Source organism: Brachybacterium netajii (SeqCode) (assembly GCF_054114245.1).
Map to the genome: position 1 here is coordinate 39,817 of NZ_JBSYXB010000008.1, position 24,022 is coordinate 63,838.

At 74.5% G+C, this 24,022-nt stretch carries 20 protein-coding genes and 1 riboswitch; of the genes, 12 read left to right on the plus strand and 8 right to left on the minus strand.

Annotated elements, in window-relative coordinates; all coding sequences use genetic code 11:
- Positions 1–10: 10 nt before the first annotated feature.
- Positions 11–436: a PLD nuclease N-terminal domain-containing protein gene (locus ACXET9_RS13340; RefSeq protein ID WP_457887136.1), complete on the minus strand. Its 426-nt coding sequence runs from the start codon at positions 434–436 to the stop codon at positions 11–13.
- 71 nt (positions 437–507) lie between these two features.
- Between ACXET9_RS13340 and ACXET9_RS13345 the strand changes: the two genes are divergently transcribed.
- On the plus strand, positions 508–945 hold the full coding sequence (locus tag ACXET9_RS13345) for a DUF4229 domain-containing protein (RefSeq protein ID WP_457887137.1): 438 nt from the start codon (positions 508–510) through the stop codon (positions 943–945).
- Here ACXET9_RS13345 and ACXET9_RS13350 read toward each other — a convergent pair.
- From ACXET9_RS13350 to ACXET9_RS13360, 3 genes are all read right to left on the minus strand, one after another.
- A complete protein-coding gene (locus ACXET9_RS13350; protein ID WP_457887138.1) occupies positions 909–1,805 on the minus strand; it encodes a 1,4-dihydroxy-2-naphthoate polyprenyltransferase in 897 nt (298 codons plus the stop codon). The genes ACXET9_RS13345 and ACXET9_RS13350 overlap by 37 nt on opposite strands.
- A 196-nt stretch (positions 1,806–2,001) precedes the next feature.
- The gene (locus ACXET9_RS13355) at positions 2,002–3,300 is read right to left on the minus strand and encodes an AMP-binding protein (RefSeq protein WP_457887139.1); all 1,299 of its coding nucleotides are present in this window, start codon (positions 3,298–3,300) and stop codon (positions 2,002–2,004) included.
- Positions 3,301–3,309: 9 nt separating this feature from the next.
- Positions 3,310–4,305 (minus strand): 1,4-dihydroxy-2-naphthoyl-CoA synthase, encoded by a 996-nt coding sequence (locus tag ACXET9_RS13360; RefSeq protein WP_457887140.1) that lies wholly within the window; start codon positions 4,303–4,305, stop codon positions 3,310–3,312.
- A 58-nt stretch (positions 4,306–4,363) separates the two neighbouring features.
- Between ACXET9_RS13360 and ACXET9_RS13365 the strand changes: the two genes are divergently transcribed.
- From ACXET9_RS13365 to ACXET9_RS13375, 3 genes are read left to right on the plus strand one after another with little or no spacing between them, the layout of a single operon-like run.
- Positions 4,364–5,341, plus strand: a complete 978-nt coding sequence (locus ACXET9_RS13365; RefSeq protein WP_457887141.1) for an o-succinylbenzoate synthase — start codon at positions 4,364–4,366, stop codon at positions 5,339–5,341.
- Between the two features lie 25 nt (positions 5,342–5,366).
- Positions 5,367–7,256, plus strand: coding sequence for a 2-succinyl-5-enolpyruvyl-6-hydroxy-3-cyclohexene-1-carboxylic-acid synthase (menD, locus tag ACXET9_RS13370; protein WP_457887142.1), 1,890 nt, complete (start codon positions 5,367–5,369; stop codon positions 7,254–7,256).
- Positions 7,256–8,992 carry a S1C family serine protease gene (locus ACXET9_RS13375; protein ID WP_457887143.1) on the plus strand — a complete coding sequence of 579 codons (1,737 nt, stop codon included), beginning with the start codon at positions 7,256–7,258 and terminating at the stop codon, positions 8,990–8,992. The genes menD and ACXET9_RS13375 overlap by 1 nt, the downstream gene beginning before the upstream one ends.
- Positions 8,993–9,040: 48 nt before the next feature.
- Here the strand turns inward: ACXET9_RS13375 and ACXET9_RS13380 are convergent, their stop codons facing one another.
- Entirely contained in the window at positions 9,041–10,348 is a 1,308-nt protein-coding gene (locus ACXET9_RS13380) for an isochorismate synthase (RefSeq protein ID WP_457887144.1), read from the minus strand.
- A gap of 122 nt (positions 10,349–10,470) precedes the next feature.
- On the opposite strand from ACXET9_RS13380, the gene ACXET9_RS13385 reads away from it, so the two are divergent.
- Positions 10,471–11,916: a cell division protein PerM gene (locus ACXET9_RS13385; RefSeq protein ID WP_457887145.1), complete on the plus strand. Its 1,446-nt coding sequence runs from the start codon at positions 10,471–10,473 to the stop codon at positions 11,914–11,916.
- Positions 11,917–11,930: 14 nt separating this feature from the next.
- On the opposite strand, the gene ACXET9_RS13390 is transcribed toward ACXET9_RS13385, so the two are convergent.
- A complete protein-coding gene (locus ACXET9_RS13390; RefSeq protein ID WP_457887146.1) occupies positions 11,931–12,401 on the minus strand; it encodes a hypothetical protein in 471 nt (156 codons plus the stop codon).
- Between the two features lie 138 nt (positions 12,402–12,539).
- On the opposite strand from ACXET9_RS13390, the gene purN reads away from it, so the two are divergent.
- The 3 genes from purN (at position 12,540) to ppk2 (ending at position 16,099) form a co-directional block, all read left to right on the plus strand.
- On the plus strand, positions 12,540–13,112 hold the full coding sequence (gene purN, locus ACXET9_RS13395) for a phosphoribosylglycinamide formyltransferase (RefSeq protein WP_457887147.1): 573 nt from the start codon (positions 12,540–12,542) through the stop codon (positions 13,110–13,112).
- A gap of 30 nt (positions 13,113–13,142) precedes the next feature.
- Positions 13,143–13,220: riboswitch (ZMP/ZTP riboswitch) on the plus strand.
- A 44-nt stretch (positions 13,221–13,264) separates the two neighbouring features.
- The gene (purH, locus tag ACXET9_RS13400) at positions 13,265–14,926 is read left to right on the plus strand and encodes a bifunctional phosphoribosylaminoimidazolecarboxamide formyltransferase/IMP cyclohydrolase (protein WP_457887148.1); all 1,662 of its coding nucleotides are present in this window, start codon (positions 13,265–13,267) and stop codon (positions 14,924–14,926) included.
- Between the two features lie 267 nt (positions 14,927–15,193).
- Positions 15,194–16,099, plus strand: coding sequence for a polyphosphate kinase 2 (gene ppk2, locus ACXET9_RS13405; protein ID WP_457887149.1), 906 nt, complete (start codon positions 15,194–15,196; stop codon positions 16,097–16,099).
- Between the two features lie 104 nt (positions 16,100–16,203).
- Here ppk2 and ACXET9_RS13410 read toward each other — a convergent pair whose 3' ends face one another.
- Together ACXET9_RS13410 and ACXET9_RS13415 are read right to left on the minus strand one after the other, a co-directional pair.
- Entirely contained in the window at positions 16,204–17,925 is a 1,722-nt protein-coding gene (locus ACXET9_RS13410; protein WP_457887150.1) for a polysaccharide deacetylase family protein, read from the minus strand.
- Positions 17,926–17,981: 56 nt separating this feature from the next.
- Positions 17,982–19,502, minus strand: a complete 1,521-nt coding sequence (locus ACXET9_RS13415; protein WP_457887151.1) for an aspartate ammonia-lyase — start codon at positions 19,500–19,502, stop codon at positions 17,982–17,984.
- Between the two features lie 89 nt (positions 19,503–19,591).
- On the opposite strand from ACXET9_RS13415, the gene ACXET9_RS13420 reads away from it, so the two are divergent.
- The 4 genes from ACXET9_RS13420 to galK all read left to right on the plus strand — a co-directional run bounded on the left by ACXET9_RS13420 (position 19,592) and on the right by galK (position 23,996).
- Complete coding sequence (locus tag ACXET9_RS13420; RefSeq protein ID WP_457887152.1) at positions 19,592–19,882, plus strand: DUF3017 domain-containing protein; 291 nt, start codon at positions 19,592–19,594, stop codon at positions 19,880–19,882.
- Positions 19,883–19,930: 48 nt separating this feature from the next.
- On the plus strand, positions 19,931–21,388 hold the full coding sequence (locus ACXET9_RS13425; protein ID WP_457887153.1) for a threonine/serine exporter family protein: 1,458 nt from the start codon (positions 19,931–19,933) through the stop codon (positions 21,386–21,388).
- Entirely contained in the window at positions 21,385–22,506 is a 1,122-nt protein-coding gene (locus ACXET9_RS13430; RefSeq protein WP_457887154.1) for a lactonase family protein, read from the plus strand. Before ACXET9_RS13425 ends, ACXET9_RS13430 begins: the two co-directional genes overlap by 4 nt.
- 245 nt (positions 22,507–22,751) lie before the next feature.
- Complete coding sequence (galK, locus tag ACXET9_RS13435; protein WP_457887155.1) at positions 22,752–23,996, plus strand: galactokinase; 1,245 nt, start codon at positions 22,752–22,754, stop codon at positions 23,994–23,996.
- Positions 23,997–24,022 lie beyond the last annotated feature (26 nt).

Here is a 24,022-nt window from a genome sequence, read left to right on the forward strand (position 1 = left end):
CCGGCGGATCTCAGCCGTCGGCCTGCTCGTCGGTCCCGCGGTCCTCGCGCTCCTGACGATCCCGTTCGCGCCGCTCCCGACGGATGTCCGCGTCGAGCTGACGCAGGAAATCGGGATCCTCGTCGGGAGCGAGGGGGCCGCTGCGGCGCGGGGAGCGCCCGGGGCGTCCACCCTGGTCACCGCCGTATCCGCCGCCCCAGCCGCCGCCCCAGCCGCCGTCCCCGCCGCCCGGTCCACCACGGCGGGGCTCGCCCCCGGAGCGGTCCTTGCCGACCAGCAGCCAGGTCAGCGGTCCGGCCAGGGGGATCAGCACGATCAGCACGATCCACGCCCAGCGGGGGATCCCGCGCACGACGCGGTCCTCGGTCTGGATGCAGTCGGCGAGGGCGAAGATCGTGAGGCCGAGAGAGACGACGGCGGCGAGGGCGCGGAGCATGGCCGCAGTCTAGGCATGGTGTCCGTCTCGGCGGGCAGGTCGTTCCCATGCGACGGATCTAGGCTGGTGCCATGCGTGATGTGATCGTCTTCGGCCTGATCCGGCTCGCCCTCTGGGCGGTGCTGTGGTGGCTGCTCGCCCTCGCAGGCCTCGGGACGATCCTCGCGGGTCTCGTCGCGGTCCTGATCGCGATGATGCTGTCCTTCCTGTTCCTCAACCGCCAGCGCGATGCCGCGGCGATGAGCTGGCAGGAGGCCGACGAGCGTCGACGCGAGAACAAGGTCGAGAAGCGCGACGAGGACGCCGATGCGGAGGACGCCCTCGTCGACGCCGCCGCGTCCGACGCCGACGGGTCCGATGACTCCGGAGAGTCCGTCGCATCCGATGACTCCGGCGAGCCCGACGACACCGCCTCCGACGCCGCGGCGTCCGATGCCTCAGAGGCCGATCCGGGGGAGGACCGGAGCGAAGATCAGAGCACGAGGCCGACGAGCAGCAGCAGCGAGTAGGCGAGCTCGATCTTCCCGGTCGCGCCGAGCACAGGGATCAGGTCGCGGCCCGTCGCCCCGGCGAGCACCGTCCGCACGGGACGGATCGCGAGGATCAGGCCGAGGAGCGCGATGACCGCGGTCCACTGGAAGGCCATGAGCACGACGGCCAGGGCGAAGGGCACGAGCACGACCGCGGCGAACAGGATCCGCGTGCCGCGGTCCCCGAGGCGGACGGCGAGGGTCCGCTTGCCGCTGAGGGTGTCGGTGGGGATGTCGCGCAGGTTGTTGGTCAGCATGATCGCGACGGCCAGCAGCCCGATCGCGACCGAGGCGATCAGCGCGACCGGGTTCGGTCGCAGCGTGATCGCATAGGCGGTGCCGTTGACGGCGACGAGGCCGAAGAACACGAACACGAACAGCTCGCCCAGGCCGAGATAGCCGTAGGGCTTCTTCCCGCCGGTGTAGAACCAGGCGGCGGCGATCGCGGCGGCGCCCACGATCAGGGTCCACCAGATCCCCGCGAGGGCGATGAGCACCAGGCCGAACACCCCACCGGCGGCGAGGGAGAGCACGGCGGCGCGCTTGACGGCGGCCGGCGCGGCGGCCCGCGAGCCCGTCAGCCGGAAGGGGCCGACGCGGTCGTCGTCGGTGCCGCGGATCCCGTCGGAGTAGTCGTTGGCGTAGTTCACGCCGATCTGGAGGCTCAGCGCGACGAGCAGCGCGAGCAGTGCGCGCACGATCACGACGGCGAGGTCGAGCGGGGCGTCGTCCAGACGCAGCTGCCAGACGGCGGCGCCGGTGCCGGCGGCGACCGGGGCGATGGCGGCGGGCCAGGTGCGGGGCCTGGAACCCTGCACCCACTGCGAGAGGCTGGCCATCGTGCTCCTGTCCGATCCGTCGGCCGACGGCGGGACCGCCCGGCCGGAGGCGCACCGGGACGATCGCCCGGCGCGGGCCCTCCGCGCGGAAGGCCCAGAACAGCGTACGTCGCCGTCGCCCGCCGGATGCGGCCGACGGCTGTGATCCGCGGCCCGCGGACCAGGAGGCGACTGCGGAACGGGCGCGGCCCGCGATTCAGGCGCGGGCGGCGGCGAGACGGCGCGCGGCGGCGCGGTCGATCTTGCCGATCCCCAGCAGCGGGAGCTCGTCGATCACGTGCACGGCCTTCGGCACCGCATGCCCGGGCAGGTCCGCGGCGCGCAGGACCCGCTGCACGAGGCCGGGGACCTCGGCGTCGGGGACCTCGCCGGTGGTCGTGACGAGCGCCTCGATCCGCTGCCCCCACTCCGGGTCGTCGACGCCGACGACGACGCAGCCGCGCACCGTCGCCCGCAGCTCCTCGGCGTGCTCGATCGCCCGCTCGACATCCTGGGGAAGGACCTTGCGGCCGCCCGTGACGATGACGTCGTCGGCGCGGCCGAGGATGCGCAGCAGGCCGTCGTCGATCCGGGCGAGATCGCTCGTGATCAGGACCCGCTCGGACCCCGTGCCGCGGAGCCCGCCGTCGACCTCCTCGCCCGCGGGGTCGAGGTGTCCGAGCGCGAGGGTGGGGGAGGAGATCAGCAGACGGCCCTCCTCCGCGGCGGGCTCGTCCCCCGCGGGGGCGGGGGCCGCGTCGAGGGCGAGGGCGACCCCGGGCAGGGGGGTGCGGTCGTAGACGCAGCCGCCGGCGGTCTCCGAGGAGCCGTAGGTGGTGCGGATGCGGATGCCTGCGGCGCGCGTGGCGGCGAGGACCTCCGGGGAGGTCGCGGCGCCGCCCACGAGGACCGCCGCGAAGCCCCGCAGCACGGATCGGGCGCGCTCGTCGTCGGCCCAGGTGCCCGTGACGATGCGGGCGAGCTGCGTCGGCACCAGCGAGGTGAAGGCGGGCAGGCCCTGGGCGCCCGCCTGCTCCAGGGCGGCCTCGGCCGGACCGAGGAAGGAGGCGGCGTCGAAGTGCCCGGTGAGGTCCGGCAGCGGATCGGGCAGCGGGGCCCGCTCGAGCCCGAGCACCCGGGCGGTCCGCAGCGCACGGGCGATGACCTGCACGCCCGCGATGTGCGTCGGCGGCAGCAGGGGCAGCCAGAAGCCGTGCCCGCGCGTCTCCGCGGCGGTGCCGTCGGCGGCGAGGAGCGCGGCGGTCGCATCCTGCGAGGCGCGCAGTGAGGCGAGGCCGTGGACGACCGCCTTGGGCGTGCCCGTCGACCCCGAGGTGGGGACGACGAGCACGGCATCGGCGAACGCCTCCGGCAGCACGGCGGGCGGGTCGAAGGGGCCGAGCCACACGCGGGCGTCGCCCGCGACCATCCGCGCGAGCGCGTCGACGTGCTCGGCGAGGGAGGCGGCGGTGCGGTCGTAGGGCGCGGGCCGCAGCCAGGGCGTCGGGTCCTGCATCGGGACCGCTCAGCCCTGCGGGTGCGGGAAGGCGGACCAGTCGGGATCGCGCTTCTCGAGGAAGGCGTCCCGGCCCTCGGCGGCCTCGTCGGTCATATAGGCCAGGCGGGTCGCCTCGCCGGCGAACACCTGCTGGCCCATGAGACCGTCGTCGGCGAGGTTGAAGGCGAACTTCAGCATGCGGATCGCCTGCGGGGACTTCGTGGCGATGGTCGCGGCCATCGCCAGGGCCGCGTCCTCGAGGTCGGCATGGTCGACGACGCGGTTCACGGCGCCCCAGTCGTAGGCGTCCTGCGCCGAGTACTCCTCGGCGAGGAAGAAGATCTCCCGGGCCCGCTTCTGCCCGACCTGCTTGGCGAGGTACGCGGAGCCGTAGCCGCCGTCGAAGGAGCCGACGTTCGCATCGGTCTGCATGAAGCGGGCGTGCTCGCGGGAGGCGATCGAGAGGTCCGAGACCACGTGCAGGGAATGCCCGCCGCCGGCGGCCCAGCCGTTGACGACGGAGATGACGACCTTGCCCATCGTCCGGATCAGGCGCTGCACCTCGAGGATGTGCAGGCGGCCGGAGGACCCCGTGCGCACCTGCCCCGTCTCCCCGAGCTCCTCCGCAGCGGAGTACTCGTAGCCGGCGCGGCCACGGATCCGCTGGTCACCGCCCGAGCAGTAGGCGCGGCCGCCGTCCTTGGGGGAGGGCCCGTTGCCGGTCAGCAGGATCACGCCGACGCCGGTGTCCAAGCGCGCATGGTCCAGCGTCCGGTACAGCTCGTCGACCGTGTGCGGACGGAAGGCGTTGCGCACCTCGGGTCGGTCGAAGGCGATGCGCACCGTCGGCAGATCGCGGACCGTCGGCTCCCCGTCCGGGGTCTCGCCCCGCTCCACCGCCCGGTGGTAGGTGATGTCGGTGAGCTCGGGCCCGCCGAGCTCCGCCGCGGTCACCTCCCGCCAGCGTCGGGGATCGAAGGTCTCGGAGACCTGACGGGGCAGGGGGGCATCGGCGGAGGTCATGGGGCCAGCGTATCGCCGCGCTTCGCCGCCGCGCCGCACGCTGACTACCCTCGCTCCCATGCGCATCCCCTCCGTCCTGCGCGAGCGCGGCATCGACCGTGCGCTCGCGTGGTCGATCCCCATGACCACCCGCTTCCGCCGCATCACCGAGCGCGACGGCGTGCTCCTGCACGGCCCCGCCGGCTGGGCGGAGTTCTCGCCGTTCTGGGACTACGACGACGCCGAGTCCGCCGCCTGGCTGCGCGCCGCGCTCGCCGACGCGACCGGTCCGCGGCCCGCGCCCGTCCGCGAGAGCATCCCGGTCAACGCCACGATCCCCGTGGTCCCCGCCGCTCTCGCGCACCGCATCGCGACCGTCGGCGGCGCCGGCACCGCGAAGGTCAAGGTCGCCGATCCCGGCTCCACCCTCGCCGAGGACCTCGAACGGCTCGAGGCCGTGCGCGACGCGATGGGCCCGCATGCCCGCATCCGCGTCGACGCCAACGCCGCCTGGACCCTCGACGAGGCCCTCGCCGCGCTCCCGCAGCTGGACCGCGCCGCAGGAGGCCTCGAGTACGCCGAGCAGCCGTGCGCGAGCATCGAGGACCTCGCCGCGCTGCGCCGCGCCCTCGAGGTGCCGATCGCGGCCGACGAATCGGTGCGCCGCGCCGAGGATCCGCTCCGCGTGGCCCGCGCGGAGGCTGCCGACGTGCTGGTGATGAAGGTGCAGCCGCTCGGGGGCGTCGCCCGCTGCCTCGAGCTCGCCGAGCGCGCCGGGCTGCCCGTCGTCGTCTCCTCGGCGCTCGAGTCGAGCGTCGGGCTGTCGGCCGGGATCGCGTTCGCGGCGGCCCTGCCGGAGCTGCCGTACGCCTGCGGGCTCGCGACCGCGACCCTCCTGACCGGCGACCTCGTCGCGGAGCCGCTGCGCGCCGCCGAGGGGAGCCTGCCCGTCGCCCGGCCCGAGCCGGACCCGGAGGAGCTCGCCCGCCACGCCGCTCCGGCGCCCCTCGCCGAACGCTGGCAGCAGCGCCTCGAGGCCTGCGCCGCGCATCTGTGACCTGGCGGAGAACTACCCTGGGCGCATGCCCGAGGCCATCGAACCCGTCGCCCCCGTCCTGATCCCCGCCCCCGAGCCGACCGGCTCCGGGGCGGTCGACGAGGCGGTCGCGATCTGGCGCGCGCTCGCCGCGCTCGGCGTCCGCCATGCGGTCGCCGCGCCCGGCTCCCGCAGCGCCCCGCTCGTCTACGGCCTCGCGCTCGTCGGGGCCGACGCAGCCGACGGGGCCGACGGTGACAGCGGGTCCGGGGGGGCCGACGGTCCTGCCGCTGCCGACGGGATCCCCGCGCACGTGCGGATCGATGAACGGGCCGCGGCCTTCACGGCGCTCGGACTCTCCCGGGCGGACCCCGCGCACCCGGCGGCGGTGTTCACGACCTCCGGCACCGCGGTCGCGCACCTGCTCGCCGCGGTCATGGAGGCCCACCATGCGCGCGTCCCGCTGCTCGTGCTGACCGCCGACCGGCCCGCCGAGCTGCGCGGCACCGGCGCCAACCAGACGACTGTGCAGCCGGGCCTGATGGCGCCCTTCGTGCGCTTCGCCGCCGACCTTCCCGCTCCCGCCGCGGACGCCGCGAGCACCGTCGAGCTGCGCACCGCCGTCTCGACCGTCGCCCGTGCGGTCGCGGCCGCGACCGGAGCGCATCCGGGCCCGGTGCACCTGAACCTCGGCTTCCGCGACCCGCTGGTGCCGACGCCCCGGGGAGTCGCGACTCCCGACTTCGTCCCCGACACTGCCCCCGTCACCGTCCCCGGGATCGTCCTCACCCGGCGCACCCTGCAGACGACCCCGCAGCCCGAGCAGGTGCCCGTCGGCCCCCGCACCGTCGTCGTCGCCGGCGACGGCGCCGGCCCCGAGGCCGCGCGCTTCGCCGCCGAGCAGGGCCTGCCGCTGCTGGCCGAGCCCAGCTCCGGCTCCCGCCGCGGCGAGCAGCTCGTGCCCGGATATCCCGCGCTGCTGCCGCTGGTCATGGGCGCCGGACGAGCCGCCGGCGCGGCAGGACCCGACGGCGTCACGGCACCGCTGCCGGCGCGCCCGGACCGCGCGATCGTGCTGGGACGCTCGACCCTCTCCCGCGGCGTCGGCCGCCACCTGCTCGGCGCCGACGACGTCGAGGTGATCGTCGTCGACCCGGCGCCCGGGGCGGACTGGTCCGATCCCACGCGCCGCGCGAGCCGCATCGTCGCCGCGCTCGACGCCCCCGCGCCCTCGCCCGAGGAGGAGCGTCAGCGGTCCGAGAACCTGCGGGCCTGGCAGGACGCCGGCCGCCGGCTGCTCGCCGAGCGCACCGCCGCGCACTCCGCCGACGGCGCGAGCTGGCAGGAGAGCGCCGCGCTCGCCGTCTGGGAGGCGAGCGGCCCCGAGGACGTGCTCGTGCTCGGCTCCTCCTCCCTGGTCCGGGACCTCGAGCTGTCCGCCCCCGCGACCTCCGCGACGGTGATCGCGAACCGCGGCCTCGCCGGCATCGACGGCACCGCCGCGACCGCCGGCGGCATCGCCCTGGCCCGGGCCCGCCGCGGCGAGCCCGGCCGCGTCCGCCTGCTCATGGGGGATCTCACCGCCCTCCACGACCTCACCGGGCTGCTCGTCGGCCCCGAGGAGGAGCGGCCCGCGCTCGACGTGATCGTCGTCGACGACGGCGGCGGCCGGATCTTCGGCGGCCTCGAGCACGCGGCCGCGCCGCCGGCGCTGCTGCGCCGCTTCTTCACCACGCCCCACGGGGCCGACATCGCCGCCGTCGCGGCCGGGCTCGGCGCCGACGCGCGCACGCTCGCCCCCGCGGACCTGCCCGCCGCGCTCGCCGAGACCGGGCCGGAGCCGAGGGGGCTGCGGGTGCTGGTGGTGCGCGAGGACGAGATCGCACAGGAGCATCACAGCTCCCTGACGAGCAACTCCGGGGATCGGGTGCTGTGATGGCGGACGTGAACGAGCAGACCAGCCCCCTGGAGCCCTCCCGTCCCGAGGATCCGACGCCGCGCACCGATGCCGCCGCCGTCGAGGGCGCCGCCGCCCCCGACCAGCCCACCGAGGTCTTCAGCGGCCTCGGCGCCGAGACCGAGACCGCGGCCGCGGCCGCGCCGCGCCCGGCGCCGCCGCTCGAGCAGCGGGCGGAGCCGCCGACGGAGAACCTGAGCGCGCAGCCCGCCGCGACCTCCAGCGCCCCCGCCGCGCAGCCGGCCCCGGCCGCGCAGCCGGAACCGGCCGACGGCTGGTGGTCGCCCGTGGCGCAGACCTCCGTCCCCACCGCGGACTCCGCCGCGGCGGCTCCTTCCGCGGCGTCTTCCACGGACCCCTACGGCGCCTACGGGGCGGCCCCGCGGCCGAGCTACGGCCAGCCCGACCAGGGCCAGCCGCTGCACACGGCCTCGACGGCCGGCTATCCGGCGCACGACGGCTACTCCGCGTCCGATGGTTACTCCGGGCACGACGGCTATTCCGCCGGCCCCTCCGCCTATGACACGGCGGCGAGCGCCGCCGCACCGGGCGCCGCGACGGCGACCGCTGATCCCGCGCGCCGCCGCGCTCCCGGATGGGCCGGGGTGACCACGCTCGTCGTCGGCGGCATGATCCTCTCGAGCGCCGTCACGCTCGGCGGCGTCATCGCCTACGATCAGCTGCTCGGGCAGGACGGGGCGACCACCGCGCAGAGCGGCGACGACACCGCCGCGAGCACGACCGACGAGTCCGACACCGCCCAGCCGATCTCCTCGACCGCGGAGGATCCCGACTGGTCGGCCGTCGCCGAGGCCGTCTCCCCGAGCTCGGTCGCGATCCAGGTCGCCACCGCCTCGGGCACCTCCACCGGCACCGGCGTCGTGCTCGACACCGACGGGAACATCCTCACGAACAACCATGTCGTCTCCGGCGGCACGCAGGTGCAGGTGACGCTCTCCGACGGCCGCACCTACTCCGCGAGCATCGTCGGCACCGACTCCTCGAGCGACCTCGCGGTGATCCGTCTGGACAGCCCGCCCGACGACCTCCAGCCGGCGACCTTCGGGGACTCCGACGACGTGACCGTGGGCGAGGGCGTCATGGCGATCGGCACGCCGCTCGGCCTCGAGAACACCGTGACCACGGGCATCGTCTCCGCCGTCGGCCGACCGGTCACCACGACCGGCGAGTCCGGCGACGGCTCCGACGCGACCTACACCTCCGCCATCCAGACGGACGCGGCGATCAACCCCGGCAACTCCGGCGGGCCGCTCGTGAACGGCGACGGCGAGGTCATCGGCATCAACTCGTCGATCGCGGCGGTCGCGGGCTCCACCACGGAGTCCGCCGGCAGCATCGGCCTGGGCTTCGCGATCCCCGCGAACACCGCGACGATGATCGCCGAGCAGCTCATCGAGTCCGGCACCGCCCAGCACGCCTTCCTGGGCGTGACCGCCCGCGACGGCCAGGCCTCCCTCGGCGACGTGTCCTATGCGGGCGCCGAGGTCGTCCAGACCGAGTCCGGCACCCCGGCCGACGACGCGGGCCTGCGCTCCGGCGACGTCATCACCGCGGTCGACGACACCGCCGTCAGCGGCGCCGCCGCGCTCACCGGCGTCGTCCGCGGGCTCGCCCCGGACTCCGAGCACACGCTGACGGTCCTGCGCGACGGCCAGGAGATCGAGGTGACGGTCACGCTCGCCGCGAGCGAGTGACCGTGCGGCGCTGACCCGCGGCGGGCGGCCGTCCGGTCGCGGGACCGGTCAGGCGCGGTCGCCGCGCAGCGCCCGCAGCATCGGACGGCACTTCGCGAGCACCTCGGCGTGCTCGGAGACCGGATCGGAGGCGGCCACGAGGCCGCCTCCGGCCTGCAGGCGCACGGTGCGCGGATCGATCAGGTGCGCCATCCGCAGGGCGATCGCCCACTGGCCGTCGCCGCTCGCATCCATCCAGCCCACCGGGGAGGCGTAGCCGCCGCGGTCACGGGCCTCGAGCCCGGCGATGATCGCATCGGCCTGCTCGCGGCCGGTCCCGGAGACCGCGGCCGACGGATGCAGCCGGGCGGCAACATCGAGGCTGGTCAGGCCCGGGCGGAGCCGTCCCGACACATCCGAGGCGAGATGCTCGAGACCGGGCAGGCGCAGCACGAAGGGCTCGGGGGAGCAGACGAGGTCCGCGGCCGGTCCGTCGGCGCCGCCGAGCCGCGAGACCACCGAGTCCACCGCGTAGGCGTGCTCGGAGCGCTCCTTGGCGTCGGCCAGGAAGGCGCGGCGGTCGGCCTCGGCGAGCTCCCCGTCGTCGGCGACGGCGCGCGTGCCGGCGAGGACCCGCGAGAACACGCGGCCCTCCTGGGTCTGCGCGAGCATCTCCGGGCTCGCGCCGATCACATCGCCCACGTGGTAGACCCATGTGCTGGGGTACGCCTCGGCGAGGCGCGCGAGCAGCGTCGAGGTCGCGAGCGGAGCGTCGGAGCGCACCGTCGTCGTCTCCGACAGCACGACCTTCTCGGCCCGGCCCGCACGGATCGCCGCGACGGCGTCGTGCACGAGCGCCTGGTACTCGTCGGGGGAGTGGTCGGGCTCCAGCTCGAGATGCGCGGGCGCGGCGGGCGCGGTCGAGGGGAACAGATCCCGCCAGCTCACCGGCAGCTCCGGCTCCTCGCCGACGCCGACGACGGTGAGGAACGCCCGCCCGTCGTGCACGCCGAGGATCGCGCGCGGCACGATCAGCGTCGAGGGCCGGGACGAGGACGAGGCATAGGAGAAGCTGCCGAGCGCGACGAGGCCCGAGCCGCGGGTGCGGACCTCGTCGTCGACGCGGGCGGAGGCCGCGATCGCACGGAAGGCGGCGCTCGCCGCGGAGAAGCGGTCCGCCCCCGAGGTCGAGGACTCCCAGGCACGCCCGACGCCGACGAGACCCTGGCCGTGGCGCAGCCAGGCGGCGGTGATCGAGGACGGCAGGTGCGCCGCCAGCTCGACGGGCTCCTCGATGCCGACGGTGCGCACCACCAGCTCCGGGGGCGCCGAGGGCGCGGAGGCGGCGGGCGCGGGGTTCAGCTTCGGGGACGACATCCGTGTCATTATGCGACACCGGGGGTTCCCTGCGAGGGTGAGACTGCTCGCCCTCCCCGAGCCCCGCGTCGGCCGTCCGCGCGCCGACCTCCCCCTCGAGACCGTCCGGACGGAGCAGGCACGTGAGCAGCAAGGGCGAGAGCCTCGCCACCCCCATGGTGCGGGGAGTCCTCGCCGCCGCGACCTCGCTGGGGGCGGCGGTCGCGCTCGCCGTGATCCCGGCGCTCGCAGCGCAGGTCGCGGGCACGAACTCCACGGCCACCGCGCTCGACGCGATCATCATCGCCCTGAACGTGCTCGTGCTCGGCCACGGCGGCGGCATCGTGCTGAGCACGGGCGTGATCGACGGCTCGGTGACGCTCACCCCCTTCGGACTGATGGCGCTGCTGGTGCTGCTCTCCATGCTCGCCATGCGCCGCGTCGGCCGCGCCCTCGACCTCGTGCGCGACGACGGCGTCCTCAGGGTCCGGGCCATCCGCGACGCCGGCAGCGCCCTGGCCTCCTACGGCATCGTCTACGCGGTCGGGATCGCGGTGCTCGCCGCGATCGGCCGCAGCACCGACGCCGCCCCCGTGGTCGCCTCCGCCGTGGTCTCCGGCGCCCTCGTCGCGGTGCTCGGCGGCCTCGCCGGGCTCCTGTGGTCCCTGCGCCGCGAAGCGACCGACACCGTCCCCGGGGTGCGGGTCCTCGCACTCCTGCCCACCCCCTACGACGCCGTGGCGAAGGCCGTGCTGATCGCCGTCCTCGGCCTGTTCGGCGCCGGCATGGGCCTGCTGCTCGTCCTCCTGGTCACGGGGATCCCCGCGCAGGCGGCGCTGTTCGAGCAGCTGCATCCCGGCATCGTCGGCGGCATCGTCCTCACGCTCGTCCAGCTCGCGCTGCTCCCGCTGCTCGCGGTCTGGGGGACGGTCGTGCTGTGCGGCGGGACGATCTCCGTGGGCACCAGCACCGGCATCTCCCTCACCGGCTCCGCGACCGGCGTGCTGCCCGCGCTGCCGATGCTCGGCGCGCTCCCGCAGCCGGGGGACTTCCCCGCCGGGTTCCAGGCGCTGATGCTCCTGCCCGTCCTCGCGGTCGCCCTCGGCGCCGTCCGCCTGGTCCGGGACCTCGACGGGCTGGCACTGCGGGAGCGCGCGATCGCCTGGACCACCTATGCGGTCGGCGTGCTGGTCGCGATGCTCCTGCTGGCCGGGCTCTCGACCGGCGGGCTCGGCGACGGCCGGCTCGTGCACCTGGGACCGCTCATGTCGACCCTGCTGCTGCCGCTCGTCGGCATCGTCGTGCTCACCACGGCCCTGGTCGTCGTGGTGCTCGAGAGCCCGCTGATCCCCGCGATCCAGGGCCTGGTCGCCGGCCTGCGGGCACGGGTCGAGAGCGCGGAGGCGAAGGAGGGGCGCGCGGACCGTGCGGCGGCATCGGCCGCCTCGCCCGCGTCGGCCACCTCGCCCGGGTCCGCGCCGTCCGCTGGTTCCGCTGGTTCCGCCGGTTTCACCGGTTCTGCTGCGTCGGCGAGATCGGCCGCATCGCCGGTCTCGGCCCGCACCCCGTCGTCGGCCGACGAGCGCTGAGCGCCCGCCCGGGATCAGCCGCCCAGCAGACCCTCCATCCAGGTGACCACGGAGCCCTGGACCTGCTCGGTGCAGGCGGCCTCCGCCTGCACGGTGATCGCGGTCGCCCGGCACTCCTGCAGCTCGTGCATGGGGCCGTAGAACAGGGCCGACGTCAGCGTGGACAGCAGGATCATGCCGGTCGCCAGGGTCCCGATGACGCCCAGCCCGAGGGCGGCTCCCCGGCGGCCGTCGCGGACCATCCCGATGACGACCGGGACCAGCAGCACGAGCGTCGCGAGCGAGGTCGCGCCCGCGACGAGGGACAGCGGCAGCGGCGCCAGCGTCAGCAGGCAGGAGGCCAGCATCGTCAGCGCGAGAGCCCCCAGCAGACGGATCCGTCGCGGGCTCGGGGTCGCTCCGTCCCCGCCCGTCCTGTCGCCACTCGTCCTGCCGCCGCTCCGGTCGCGTCCGTCGCCGCCCTGATGATCATGTTCGCCGCTCACCGGGCCCATTGTGCCGTGCCCCGCTGACCGGGTGCGCTGTCCGGGTGCGCCGGCCGGTGCGGGCAGACCGGTCGCGTCGGCCGGTGCGGGCATCGGACGGGCGATCGTCCCCTCCCACCGGGCCGGTACGCTGGCGCCATGGCCCGCACCCCCGTCGTCGTCCTCATCTCCGGCACCGGATCCACCCTCGCCGCGCTGCTCGCCGCCGCGCAGGAGCCCGAGAGCAGCTACCAGGTCGTCGGCGTCGTCGCCGACCGCGAGGCCGTCGGCCTCGAGCATGCGAAGGTCCTGGACATCCCGACGGCCGTGGTGCCGCTGCGCGACCATCCCGACCGCGCCGCCTGGGACCGGGCCCTCGCCGACGCCGTCGCCGCCTTCTCTCCCGATCTCGTGGTCCTCGCCGGCTTCATGAAGCTCATCGGTCCGCCGCTGCTGGACGCCTTCGGCGGGCGCATCGTCAACACGCATCCGGCGCTGCTGCCCTCGTTCCCCGGCGCGCACGGGGTGCGCGACGCCCTCGCCCACGGGGTGAAGATCACCGGGGCCAGCGTCATCGAGGTCGACGCCGGCGTCGACACCGGCCGCATCCTCGCGCAGGTCGCCGTCGAGGTGCGCGAGGACGACACCGAGGACGCGCTGCACGAGCGCATCAAGGCCGCCGAGCAGCCGCTGCTGGTGGACGTCGTGCGCCGTCTCACGGCCACCGCCTGAGCCCCTCCCCGGCCGGAGCCCCGGGCTAGGATGGGGGCACACGACTGGCGAAGGTGGGGGACCACCGGGGAGTGACGGTTGTGGGCATCGACCGCCTGGGTGCCCGCCGCAGAACCTGACATGCAGGGACCGATCCGACAGGAGCACGCCACGTGACCACCGCAGAACGACGCCCGATCCGCCGCGCCCTCATCTCCGTCTTCGACAAGACGGGCATCGTCGACCTCGCCGCCGCGCTCGCCGAGTCCGGCGCCGAGATCGTCTCGACCGGCTCGACCGCCGCCACCATCCGGGACGCCGGCATCGCGGTGACCGAGGTCGAGACCGTCACCGGCTTCCCGGAGATCCTCGACGGCCGCGTGAAGACCCTCCACCCGCGCGTCCACGGCGGCATCCTCGCCGACCAGCGCCTGGAGTCCCACCGCGCCCAGCTCGCCGAGCACGACATCGCGCCCTTCGATCTGGTCGTGGTGAACCTCTACCCCTTCGCCGACACGGTCGCCGCCGGCGGCGGCTTCCAGGAGATCATCGAGAAGATCGACATCGGCGGCCCGTCGATGGTCCGCGGCGCGGCGAAGAACTTCGCCTCCCTCGCCGTGGTCGTCGAGCCCGAGGGCTACGCCGAGGCCGCCCGGGCCGCTCGCGCCGGCGGCTTCACGCTGCTCGAGCGCCAGGAGCTCGCCTCCGTCGCCTTCCAGGTCACCGCCTCGTACGACGAGGCGATCGCCGAGTGGATGGTCGCGCAGCTCACCGACGAGGAGCTCGAGGCCGAGGACGCCGAGGAGCTCGCGGGCGGCCGCGCCGGCGCCGCCTCGCTGCTGGACCTCTCCGAGGAGGACGCCGCGGCGATGGGCTTCTCCGCCACCCTCCGCTACGGCGAGAACCCGCATCAGCGGGCGCGCCTCGCCGTCGTCGACGACGAGGAGCCCGGCCTCGCCGGCGCCGCGCAGCTCGGCGGCAAGGAGATGAGCTACAACAACTACGTCGACGCCGACGCCGCGGCCCGCGCCGCCTACGACCACGATCGGCCGTGCGTCGTCGTCATGAAGCACAACAACCCGTGCGGCATCGCGGTCGCCGCCGAGGGCGAGGACATCGCCCTCGCGCACGCCCGCGCCCACGGCACCGACCCGGTCTCCGCCTACGGCGGCGTGATCGCGGCGAACCGTCCCGTCACCCTCGCCATGGCCCAGCAGGTCAAGCCCGTGTTCACCGAGGTCATCCTGGCCCCGGCGTACGAGGAGGAGGCCCTCGAGGTCCTGCGGACGAAGAAGAACCTCCGCATCCTCCAGATCCCGGACCGTCCCCGCGAGGGCGTCGAGATCCGCACCATCTGGGGCGGCACCCTCGTGCAGGACGCCGACGCGATCGACGCCGCCGGCGACGATCCGGCGAACTGGACCCTCGCCGCCGGGGAGGCCGCCGACGAGGCGACCCTGGCCGACCTCGCCTTCGCCTGGCGCTCGGTGCGTGCGGCGAAGTCCAACGCGATCCTGCTGGCCAAGGACTCCGCGGCCGTCGGCATCGGCATGGGCCAGGTCAACCGCTTGGACTCCTGCCGCCTCGCGGTCTCCCGTGCGAACTCGCTGGGCGAGCATGCCGAGGGCGAGCCGGCCCCGGAGCGCGCCCGCGGCGCGGTCGCGGCGTCGGACGCCTTCTTCCCCTTCGCGGACGGCGCGCAGATCCTCATCGACGCGGGCGTCAGCGCCATCGTCCAGCCCGGCGGCTCGATCCGCGACGAGGAGGTCATCGAGGCGGCCCGCGCGGCCGGCGTGACCATGTACCTCACGGGCACGCGCCACTTCGCGCACTGACCCGGTCGGCGGGGCGGCGGTTCGGCACTCTCGCGGAACCGCCGCCCCGCCCCCTCGGACACCAGCGGTTCCACAGCGGTTCCCCACGCGGCGTCGGCCGCATCCGGAGCGCTCCGTCCCTCGTCGGCGGGGCGCTCCGGCGCACCCGGGGGAGCGACCTCGCACGGATCGGATGACTCCGTCGTCGCAGGGCGACGCATGTTCACCGCCCGGCCATGCAGGCGCTCTAGGGTGTACCCAACCATCGACGAGGGAGAAGGAGAGACCGTGAAGATCCCGGACAACCAGAGCCTGCGCGAGTACATCGAGCACCTGCGCGAGGAGGGGTACACGGTCCAGGACGGGCACACTCCCGACCCCGACCTGATCGACCCGCAGGGCAACCCCGTCTACACCTGGCAGGAGGGGTACCCGTACGACACGCGCATGGATCGCGACGCGTACGAGCTCGAGAAGTACCGCCTGCAGGTCGAGCTGCTGAAGTACCAGTACTGGCTGGAGGACAACGGCCACAAGTCGATCATCATCTTCGAGGGCCGCGACGCCGCCGGCAAGGGCGGCACCATCAAGCGCTTCACCGAGCACCTGAACCCGCGCACCGCCCGTGTCGTCGCGCTGAACAAGCCCAGCGACCGCGAGCAGGGCCAGTGGTACTTCCAGCGCTACATCCAGCACCTGCCGACGGCCGGCGAGATGGTCCTCTTCGACCGCTCCTGGTACAACCGTGCGGGGGTCGAGCGCGTGATGGGCTTCGCGAACCCCGAGCAGTACGAGACCTTCATGAACCAGGTCCCGCACTTCGAGCGCATGCTCGTCGACTCCGGCATCCACGTCACCAAATTCTGGTTCTCCGTGTCCCAGAAGGAGCAGCGCACCCGCTTCGCGATCCGTCAGCTGGATCCGGTGCGCCGCTGGAAGCTCTCCCCGATGGACCTCGAGTCCCTCGACCGCTGGGAGGCGTACACCGAGGCGAAGGAGGAGATGTTCCGGCGCACGGACAAGAAGTACGCGCCGTGGACGATCATCCGCTCGAACGACAAGAAGCGCGCCCGCATCAACGCCATGCGCTACTTCCTCTCGCAGTTCGACTATGAGGACAAGGACTACGACGTCGTCGGCTCCCCGGATCCGAAGCTCGTCATGCGCGGCAAGATGGAGGAGGCCGACGAGTGAGTCGGCCCGCGAACCGTCAGTAGGCCCTCGGGGCCGCTGGACGAGGCCCCGGCTCATGAGCCGGGGCCTCTGCCGTTCTGCTGCCGTTCTGCAGGTCCCTCGGCTCAGTAGCCCACCCCGTGGACGAGGCCGCGCCAGTAGCTGTGCCCGGCGCGCCAGCGCTGCGCCCCGAGCTCCTCGCAGGTGACGAGCGTGCGGCCGTCGGCGGCGAGCTGCGCGAGGCAGGCGGGGACGGCGGCGACGGACTCCTCATGGATCTCGTGCATCAGCGCGATGGTGCCGCGCTGGGTGCCCTGCGCGATGGCGTCCTCGGTCTTCTGCGCGTCGAGGGTCTTCCAGTCCAGCGTGTCCAGGTCCCAGCCGAAGAGCGACTCGCCGACCGCGTCGACCGCGCCCGCCGCGGCCGTCACCGCATGGTCGCTCGCCCCGTAGGGCGCACGCATCGCGAGCGGCCGACGACCGGTCGCCTCCGCGAGGGCGTCGGCCGTGCGGGAGATCTGCGCGTCCAGAGCATCGCCGGAGAGCGTCGTCAGATCGGCGTGGTCCCAGCTGTGGCCGGCGAGCTCATGCCCCTCGGCGCAGGTCGCCGCCGCGGCCGCAGGGGCGCCCTCGACGTTCTTCCCGATCATGAAGAAGGTGGCGGCGGCGCCCGCCTCCCGCAGATGCGTCCGCAGGGTCCCGTTGAGGTCCTCGCTGGGGCCGTCGTCGAAGGTCAATGCCACGGCGCTGAGACGCCCCAGATCAGGGCCGACCTCGACGTAGGGCCGTCGGCCGGGCTCCGCGGCGGGCGCGAGCTGCGTGCGGGGCCCGCGCGCGCCGTCGGCCGGGGTGCGCGGCGGCCGCGGATCCTCGACCGCGAGCGGCGGCTCGTCGGAGAGCGACGCCGGGATCGTCACGAGCGAGGGGTCGAAGGCGGTCCCGTCACCCTGCGCGATCGCCGCGGCGACGGCATCGCCCTCCGCGGACAGCAGCCCCGCGACGGCTTCAGGCGCGAGCGGCACCAGCAGCGGCGCGCCCTCCCCGCCGACGAGGACCGACGGGAAGATCGCATCGATCCCGCCGTCGGCGCGCGGCAGCAGCGCGGGCCCGTTGCCGTACGGCCGCGGCTGCTGCTGGAGCAGTGCGCGGAGCGACCCGGGAGAGCCGTCGGCGCCATCGTCGTCACGCGGGCTGTCGAGGTCGTCGATCTCGGCCGCGGCGGCGACGACGGCGTCCGCGAACGCGCCCCAGGACTCCTCGGCGATGAGCGCGGGGGAGAGGACGCCCCGGTCCGCCTCGGCGACGTACCAGATCAGCACCGGCGAGGGGCCCTCATCGTCGCTCGCGTCCAGCAGGATCCCGAGCATGCCGGAGCCGACGGCGACGACCCGCGGGACGATCGCGACCGCGGCGGTCCCGGGCGCGGCCGACGTCGGATCCTCGGGCGCGCCGCCGCGGAAGGCCGCCTCGCGCAGGATCTTCGCCGCGCACACGTCCACCGCGCTGTCGACGCCGCGCGCCCCCGGCACCGTCAGCAGGGACACGGCGACACCGGAGACGGCGAGATCCTCGACGGTGAGGTCCGGGACCCGGTCCGACAGGTCCGGGAGTGCGGCCAGGCGGTCGGAGACCGCCGCCGCGGCGCGCTCCGCCGGACTCTCCTGCGGTCCCGGCAGGGGCATGTCCACGACCCCTGCGCGGTCCAGGATCGCGACCCCGCCGACGAGCAGCGCTGCCGCGCCGACGCCGCCGGCGAGCAGGATCCTGCGGCGCGAGGGACGGGGTCCGCGCTCGGTGCGTCCCGGATGCGCTGGTCGTCCCGGCTGCGGACGGTCCTGATCGGGCACGGCGAGCTCCCCGCTGGTTCTCCGCGGCCCGGGCCGTCCGGACCGCGGAGTCGAGGCTACGCCTCGGGAGCGGCCCGATCGTCGGGCACCACGCGGACCGCTTCGCCCGAATCCGTCGCCGGATCGATCACCGGGATCGTGCCGGTCAGCGTCGGCCGATGTGGACGCGTCATCGAGGCGGGGGAGAGCAGCGCCCGCAGCCGGTCCTCGTCCAGGAGGCCGCGCTCGAGCACCAGCTCGGAGACGGGACGGCCGGTGGCCAGGGCCGTGCTGGCGATGTCCGTCGCCGCCGCATAGCCGATCACCGGGACCAGCGCCGTCACGACGCCGATCGACCGGTGCAGATACCCCTCGAGCACCTCCGTGTTGACCTCGATGCCGACGATGCAGCGCTCCGTCAGCGTGCGCATCGCCCGCGTCATGATGCGCGTGGACTCGAGGATGTTGAAGCAGATCACCGGCTCGAAGGCGTTCAGCTGCAGCTGCCCGCCCTCTGCGGCGAAGGTGACGGTCAGGTCGTTGCCGATGACCTCGTAGGCGACCTGGTTGACGACCTCGGGGATCACCGGGTTCACCTTCCCCGGCATGATCGAGCTGCCCGGCTGCACCGCCGGCAGCGAGATCTCCGCGAGACCCGCGCGGGGACCGGAGCTCAGCAGGCGCAGATCGTTGCAGATCTTCGAGATCTTCACGGCGATCCGCTTGAGCACCCCCGAGAAGGTCACGAACGCGCCCGTGTCGCTCGTCGCCTCCACCAGGTCCTCCGCGACCGCGAGCTCCTCGCCCGACAGCTCCGCCAGGGCCTGCGTGGCCAGCTGCGCATAGCGGGGATCGGTCGTGATGCCGGTGCCGATCGCCGTCGCGCCGAGGTTGATCTCCCGGAACAGGCGCGCCGTGCGCGTCAGCCGCTCCACATCCTCGGAGATCGTCGTCGCCCAGGCGTGGAACTCCTGGCCCACCGTCATCGGCACCGCGTCCTGCATCTGCGTGCGCCCCATCTTCAGGACCTCGGAGAACTCCTCGCCCTTCGCGCGCAGCGCCGCGATCAGCGCATCCATCGCCTCGGCGAGCCCCGGGAAGGACAGCAGGATCGCGAGCCGCACCGCCGTCGGATACACGTCGTTGGTGGACTGCGCGAGGTTCACATGGTTGTTGGGATGCAGGACGTCGTAGCGCCCCTTCTCCTCGCCCATCAGCTCGAGCGCCCGGTTCGCGATCACCTCGTTGGCGTTCATGTTCGTGCTCGTGCCCGCGCCGCCCTGGATCATGTCCACCACGAACTGGTCGTGCAGGGCGCCGTCGGCGATCTCCGCGCACGCCCGGTCGATCGCCTCCGCGCGCTCCGCATCGAGCGCCCCGAGCGCCCGGTTCGCCCGCGCCGCCGCACGCTTGACATGCGCGAGCGCCTCGATCAGCCGCGGGAAGTGATGCAGCGGCACCCCCGTGATGTGGAAGTTCTCCTGCGCGCGCAGGGTCTGGATGCCGTAGTAGGCCTCGGCCGGCACCTCGCGATCGCCGAGCAGGTCATGCTCCGTGCGGGTCGCAGGCAGGTTCTCGGTCGCTCCGGGAAGGGTCATGGGTCGTGTCCTCCAGATCGCTGCCGGCCTCGTCGCCGACGCCTCCCAGCGTATCCGTGCCGCCCCCTCCCGCGCCGTACGATGGGCGGATGCCCCGGCCCCTCTCGCCCTTCACCCGCCGCGCCGCCCTGCGCCGCCAGCGGGTCCTCACCCTCGGTCTGATCGCGCTCGGCGCGATCGTCGTGCTCGGTGCGGTCGGGCCCACGCCGCTCGCGGGCGCCGCCCTCGCCGGCCTGCTCGGGGCCCTCGCGCTGCTGCGCCTGGTGCTGCCCACCCGCAGCGTCGGCGCCCTCGCCGTCCGCTCGCGCGGCGTCGACGTCTGCGTCCTCGGACTGCTCGCCGTCGGCATCGCCGTGCTGTCCGGCGCACCGAACCTGTAGGCCGACGAGCGCATCGCGGCGCGCGGCGGCGTATGGCACGATCGGCGGGTGCCCACCGACTCGACCCGCCTGCACGCCGTCTTCGACCTCGCCATGAGCATCGGCGTGGGACTGCTGGGCAACGGCGCGGCGGCCAGCGAGGTCACCGCCACGGTGCTGCGGGTGACCAGCTCCTCGGGCCTGCGCAACGTCTCCGTCCAGGTCACCTTCGACGAGGTCACCATCTCCTACCTCGCCGACGAGACCTCGGCGCCCTTCACCCGCGTCCGCGGCGCCGCCGAGCGCGTCCAGGACTTCGCGCGCCTCGAGGCCTTCGAGGACGTCACCCACGGGTACATCACCGGCGAGATCAGCCTCGAGGAGGCCCGCCGCCGCGCCCACGCGATCCCCCAGGAGAAGCCGTTCTACCGGCTCGGCCTGGTCATCGCCGGGTTCGCCGTCATGGGCGGAGGGGCCGCCATGTCGCTCGGTGCGAAGCCGCTCGTGGTCGTCGCCGCGATGGCGGCCGCGGGCCTGCTCATCCTCACCGACACCCTCCTCGTGCGCCGCCAGATCCCGCGCTTCTACTCGCAGGCCGTCGGCGGCTTCGTCGGCGTGCTCGCCGCGATGCTCGTCAGCCTCATCGACCCCAGCCAGAACTCGTCGATCGTCGTGGTCGCCTGCATCATCGTCCTGCTCGCGGGGCTCACCTCGATCGGCGCCATGCAGGACGCCGTCACCGGCTGGTACGTCACCGCCGCCGGCCGCATCCTCGAGACCCTCATGCTCACCGTCGGCGTCGTCGCCGGGGTGCGCGGCGGACTGCTGATGGCCGACCTCATCGGCGTCGAGGTCTCCGTCAGCGCCTCGATCCCCGTCACCCTGACCACCGTCGTCATGCTCGCCGTCGCGGGCGTCGCCATGGGCCTCGGCTTCGGCGTCGGCACGCAGGTCAGACCCCGGCTGCTGATCTGGAGCGCGCTCATCGCCGCCGCCTCCAGCGTGATCTCCGAGCTGCTCACCGAGTTCGCCCTCGACCGCGTGTACGCGGTCGCCGTCGCCTCCTTCGTCGTCGGCGCCGTCGCCGTCGTCCTCGGCGACACCCTGCGCGCGCCCGCCCTCATCTTCGTGATGTGCGGGATCATCCCGCAGGTCCCCGGCTCCCGCATCTACCGCGGACTGCTGGGCCTCGGGGACGACATGTCCGTCGGCGCCACCGAGCTGTTCGGCGCCGCCGAGATCGCCATCGCGATCGCCGCCGGCGCCATCCTCGGCCAGCTCCTCGCCTCCCGCCTGCTCGGACGCCTGCGCCGCACGACCATCGCCTACACGCCGATGATCTCGATGCCGTTCACGACCCTCCGCCGTCGCCGCTCGAGCCTGGGCCTCGGACGCTCCGGCCGCCGCGACGCGATCGCGCTCGCCGAGCCGTCTACGATGACGGGCGAGATGACGGCGCTGTCTCCCTCCCTGCTCGACGACATCCCCGCGACGGAGGGACAGCCCGACGACCGGGAGGCCCCATGAGCACCACGTCCCTGATCGCCGTCGGCGGCTACAGCGCCGCCGGCACCGGACGGGGGCGCGGCGTCGCTCTGCTCGCCCTGACCGTCGGCGGCCAGGAGGAGGGGATCCGCGCCGAGCCCCGCGCCGTCATCGCGGCGGAGGACCCCTCGTTCGTGCTCTGGAGCCGCGACGGCTCCCTGCTCTACGCGGTGCTCGAGACGGCGCCGACGCGCCTGCTCGCGATCTCCGTCGACGCCGACGGGCACCGCGCCGAGATCGTCGCCGACCTCGCGCTGCACGGCGACGGCGGCTGCCATCTCGCGTTCGGCCTCCGCCCCGGCACCCTGATCGTCGCCGACTACGGCTCCGGCACGGTGGAGACCGTCCGCCTCGACGCCGCCGGCCGGCCCGTCGAGGTCCTCGCCGTCGACGACCACCGCGCGGGGGCCGACGACGACGCCGCGCCCCACCCCCACCAGATCGTCGCGCTCGACGGCACCGACCTGCTGGCCGTCCCGGACCTCGGCCTCGACCGGGTCCTGCTGTACCGCCAGGACGCGCGCGGCGAGCTCGACCTCGCCGACCAGATCTCCTTCCCGCCGGGCAGCGGCCCCCGGCATCTCGCCGCCGACGACGCCTCCGCGCGCCTCTGCATCGCATGCGAGCTCTCCGGCATGGTCGCCGTCGTCTCCCGGCAGGAGACGAGGACCGGCGTCGGGCCCCTCCCCGGTCGCCCGCCGACGCGCGTGTGGAGCCATGTCGCGGCGGTCCCCGCGAGCGGAGCGGGCGCGGTGCGCGGCGCGGCCGGCGCGGAGGCCGCGGCGGCGGAGCCCGCGGCGGCGGAGGTCGCCCTCTCCCACATCGAGCTCGCCGCCGACGGAGACCTCCTGCTGGTCGCGAGCCGCGGGCCCGACACCCTCTCGCTCCTGTCCCTCGCCGAGGCGCGACCGGTGCGGGTCGCCGAGATCGCCGTCGGCGCCCACCCCCGGCACTTCACGCAGCTCGGGGACCTGATCCTCGTCGCCGCGCAGGAGGCCGACCGCATCGACGTGCTGCGCCGCCGCGGCGAGCAGCTGGCCGCCGCGGGCGCTCCGATCCCGCTCCCGTCGCCGAGCTGCCTCGCGGTGCGCCCGGCCTGATCGCCGGCGCCGGAGGTCTCCTGCCGCCTCCTGCCTCCTCCGGCCGCCTCCCGCCCTTTCCGGCCGTCTCCCGCTTTCGCCTGCCTCCTCCGGCCTGCGCCGATGCCCGATCTGTCGCCGCCTGAACGCGTCGGGGCGGACGGCGGCTAGACTTCGAGGCCGTGCCCGGACCTGCCGGGGCGGCCGCGCGCGTGCCCGGTCGGCCCGCCCGCGCCCGGAACCCGGAAATCCATGGAAGGACGATCATGACCACTGCCGCTGCTGCCGGCACCACCGACGAGGCGACGGGAGCCGTCGTGCTCTCGTCCGCTCCCGAGCGATCCGCCGCCGCGGAGCGCGTCGAGGAGCTGTTCGTCGAGTCCTTCGGCTACCACCCCGACGGCGTGTGGTCGGCTCCGGGGCGCGTGAACATCATCGGCGAGCACGTCGACTACCAGGCCGGCTACTGCCTGCCGATGGCGATCTCGCACCGCTGCTTCGCGGCCGCGGCCCGCACGCCCACCGACCGGGTGCGGATCCGCTCGGCGCAGACCGACGCCGTCCTGGACGTCGACGCCAAGACCCTCGAGCCCGGAGCCGTCGAGGGCTGGCCCGCCTACGTCGCCGGCGTGCTGTGGGCGCTGCGCCCCTTCATCTCCGGCGCCGTCACCCAGGGCATGGACATCATGATCGACGGCCAGGTCCCGCTCGGCGCGGGGCTGTCCAGCTCCGCCGCCCTCGAGTGCGCGGCCGCCGAGGCCATCGAGTCGCTCCTGACCCTCGGCACGACGCCCCTGGATCGTGTGCGGGCCGCGATCACCGCCGAGACGGACTTCGCGGGCGCCTCCACCGGCGGCCTCGACCAGTCGGCGTCGGTGCTCTCGCGCGCCGGCCACGCCCTGTTCCTGGACTGCAAGGACTTCTCGACGCGCCCGGTGCCGTGGGACCTCGCCGGCCAGGGCCTCGCGCTGCTGATCACGGACACCCGCGCCGAGCACTCGCACGTCGACGGCGAGTACACCGCCCGCCGCGCCGACAGCGAGAAGGCCGCCGAGCTGCTCGGCGTCGAGACCCTCCGGGACATCGAGCCCGCGGACCTCGACGCCCAGCTCGCGCGCATCGACGACGAGGTGGTGCGCCGCCGCGCCCACCACGTCATCACCGAGATCCAGCGCGTCGTCGCGTTCGACGCCCTCCTCGCCGAGGGCACCGTCCGCGAGCAGGTCGCCGAGCTGGGCGCGCTGCTGAACGCCTCGCACGACTCCCTGCGCGACGACTACGAGGTGACGGTCCCGCAGCTCGACACCGCGGTCGACGCCGCTCGTGCGGCCGGCGCCCACGGCGCCCGCATGACCGGCGGCGGCTTCGGCGGCTCGACGATCGCCCTGGTCGAGGCCGACGAGGCGCAGGCCGTGGCGACCGCCATCGCCGCCGCCTTCGCGGAGAAGGGCTTCACCGCCCCGGAGTTCTTCCTCGCGCTCCCCGAGGAGGGCGCGGGTCAGGACCGCTGATCGCAGCTCGCTGATCGCAGTGGGTC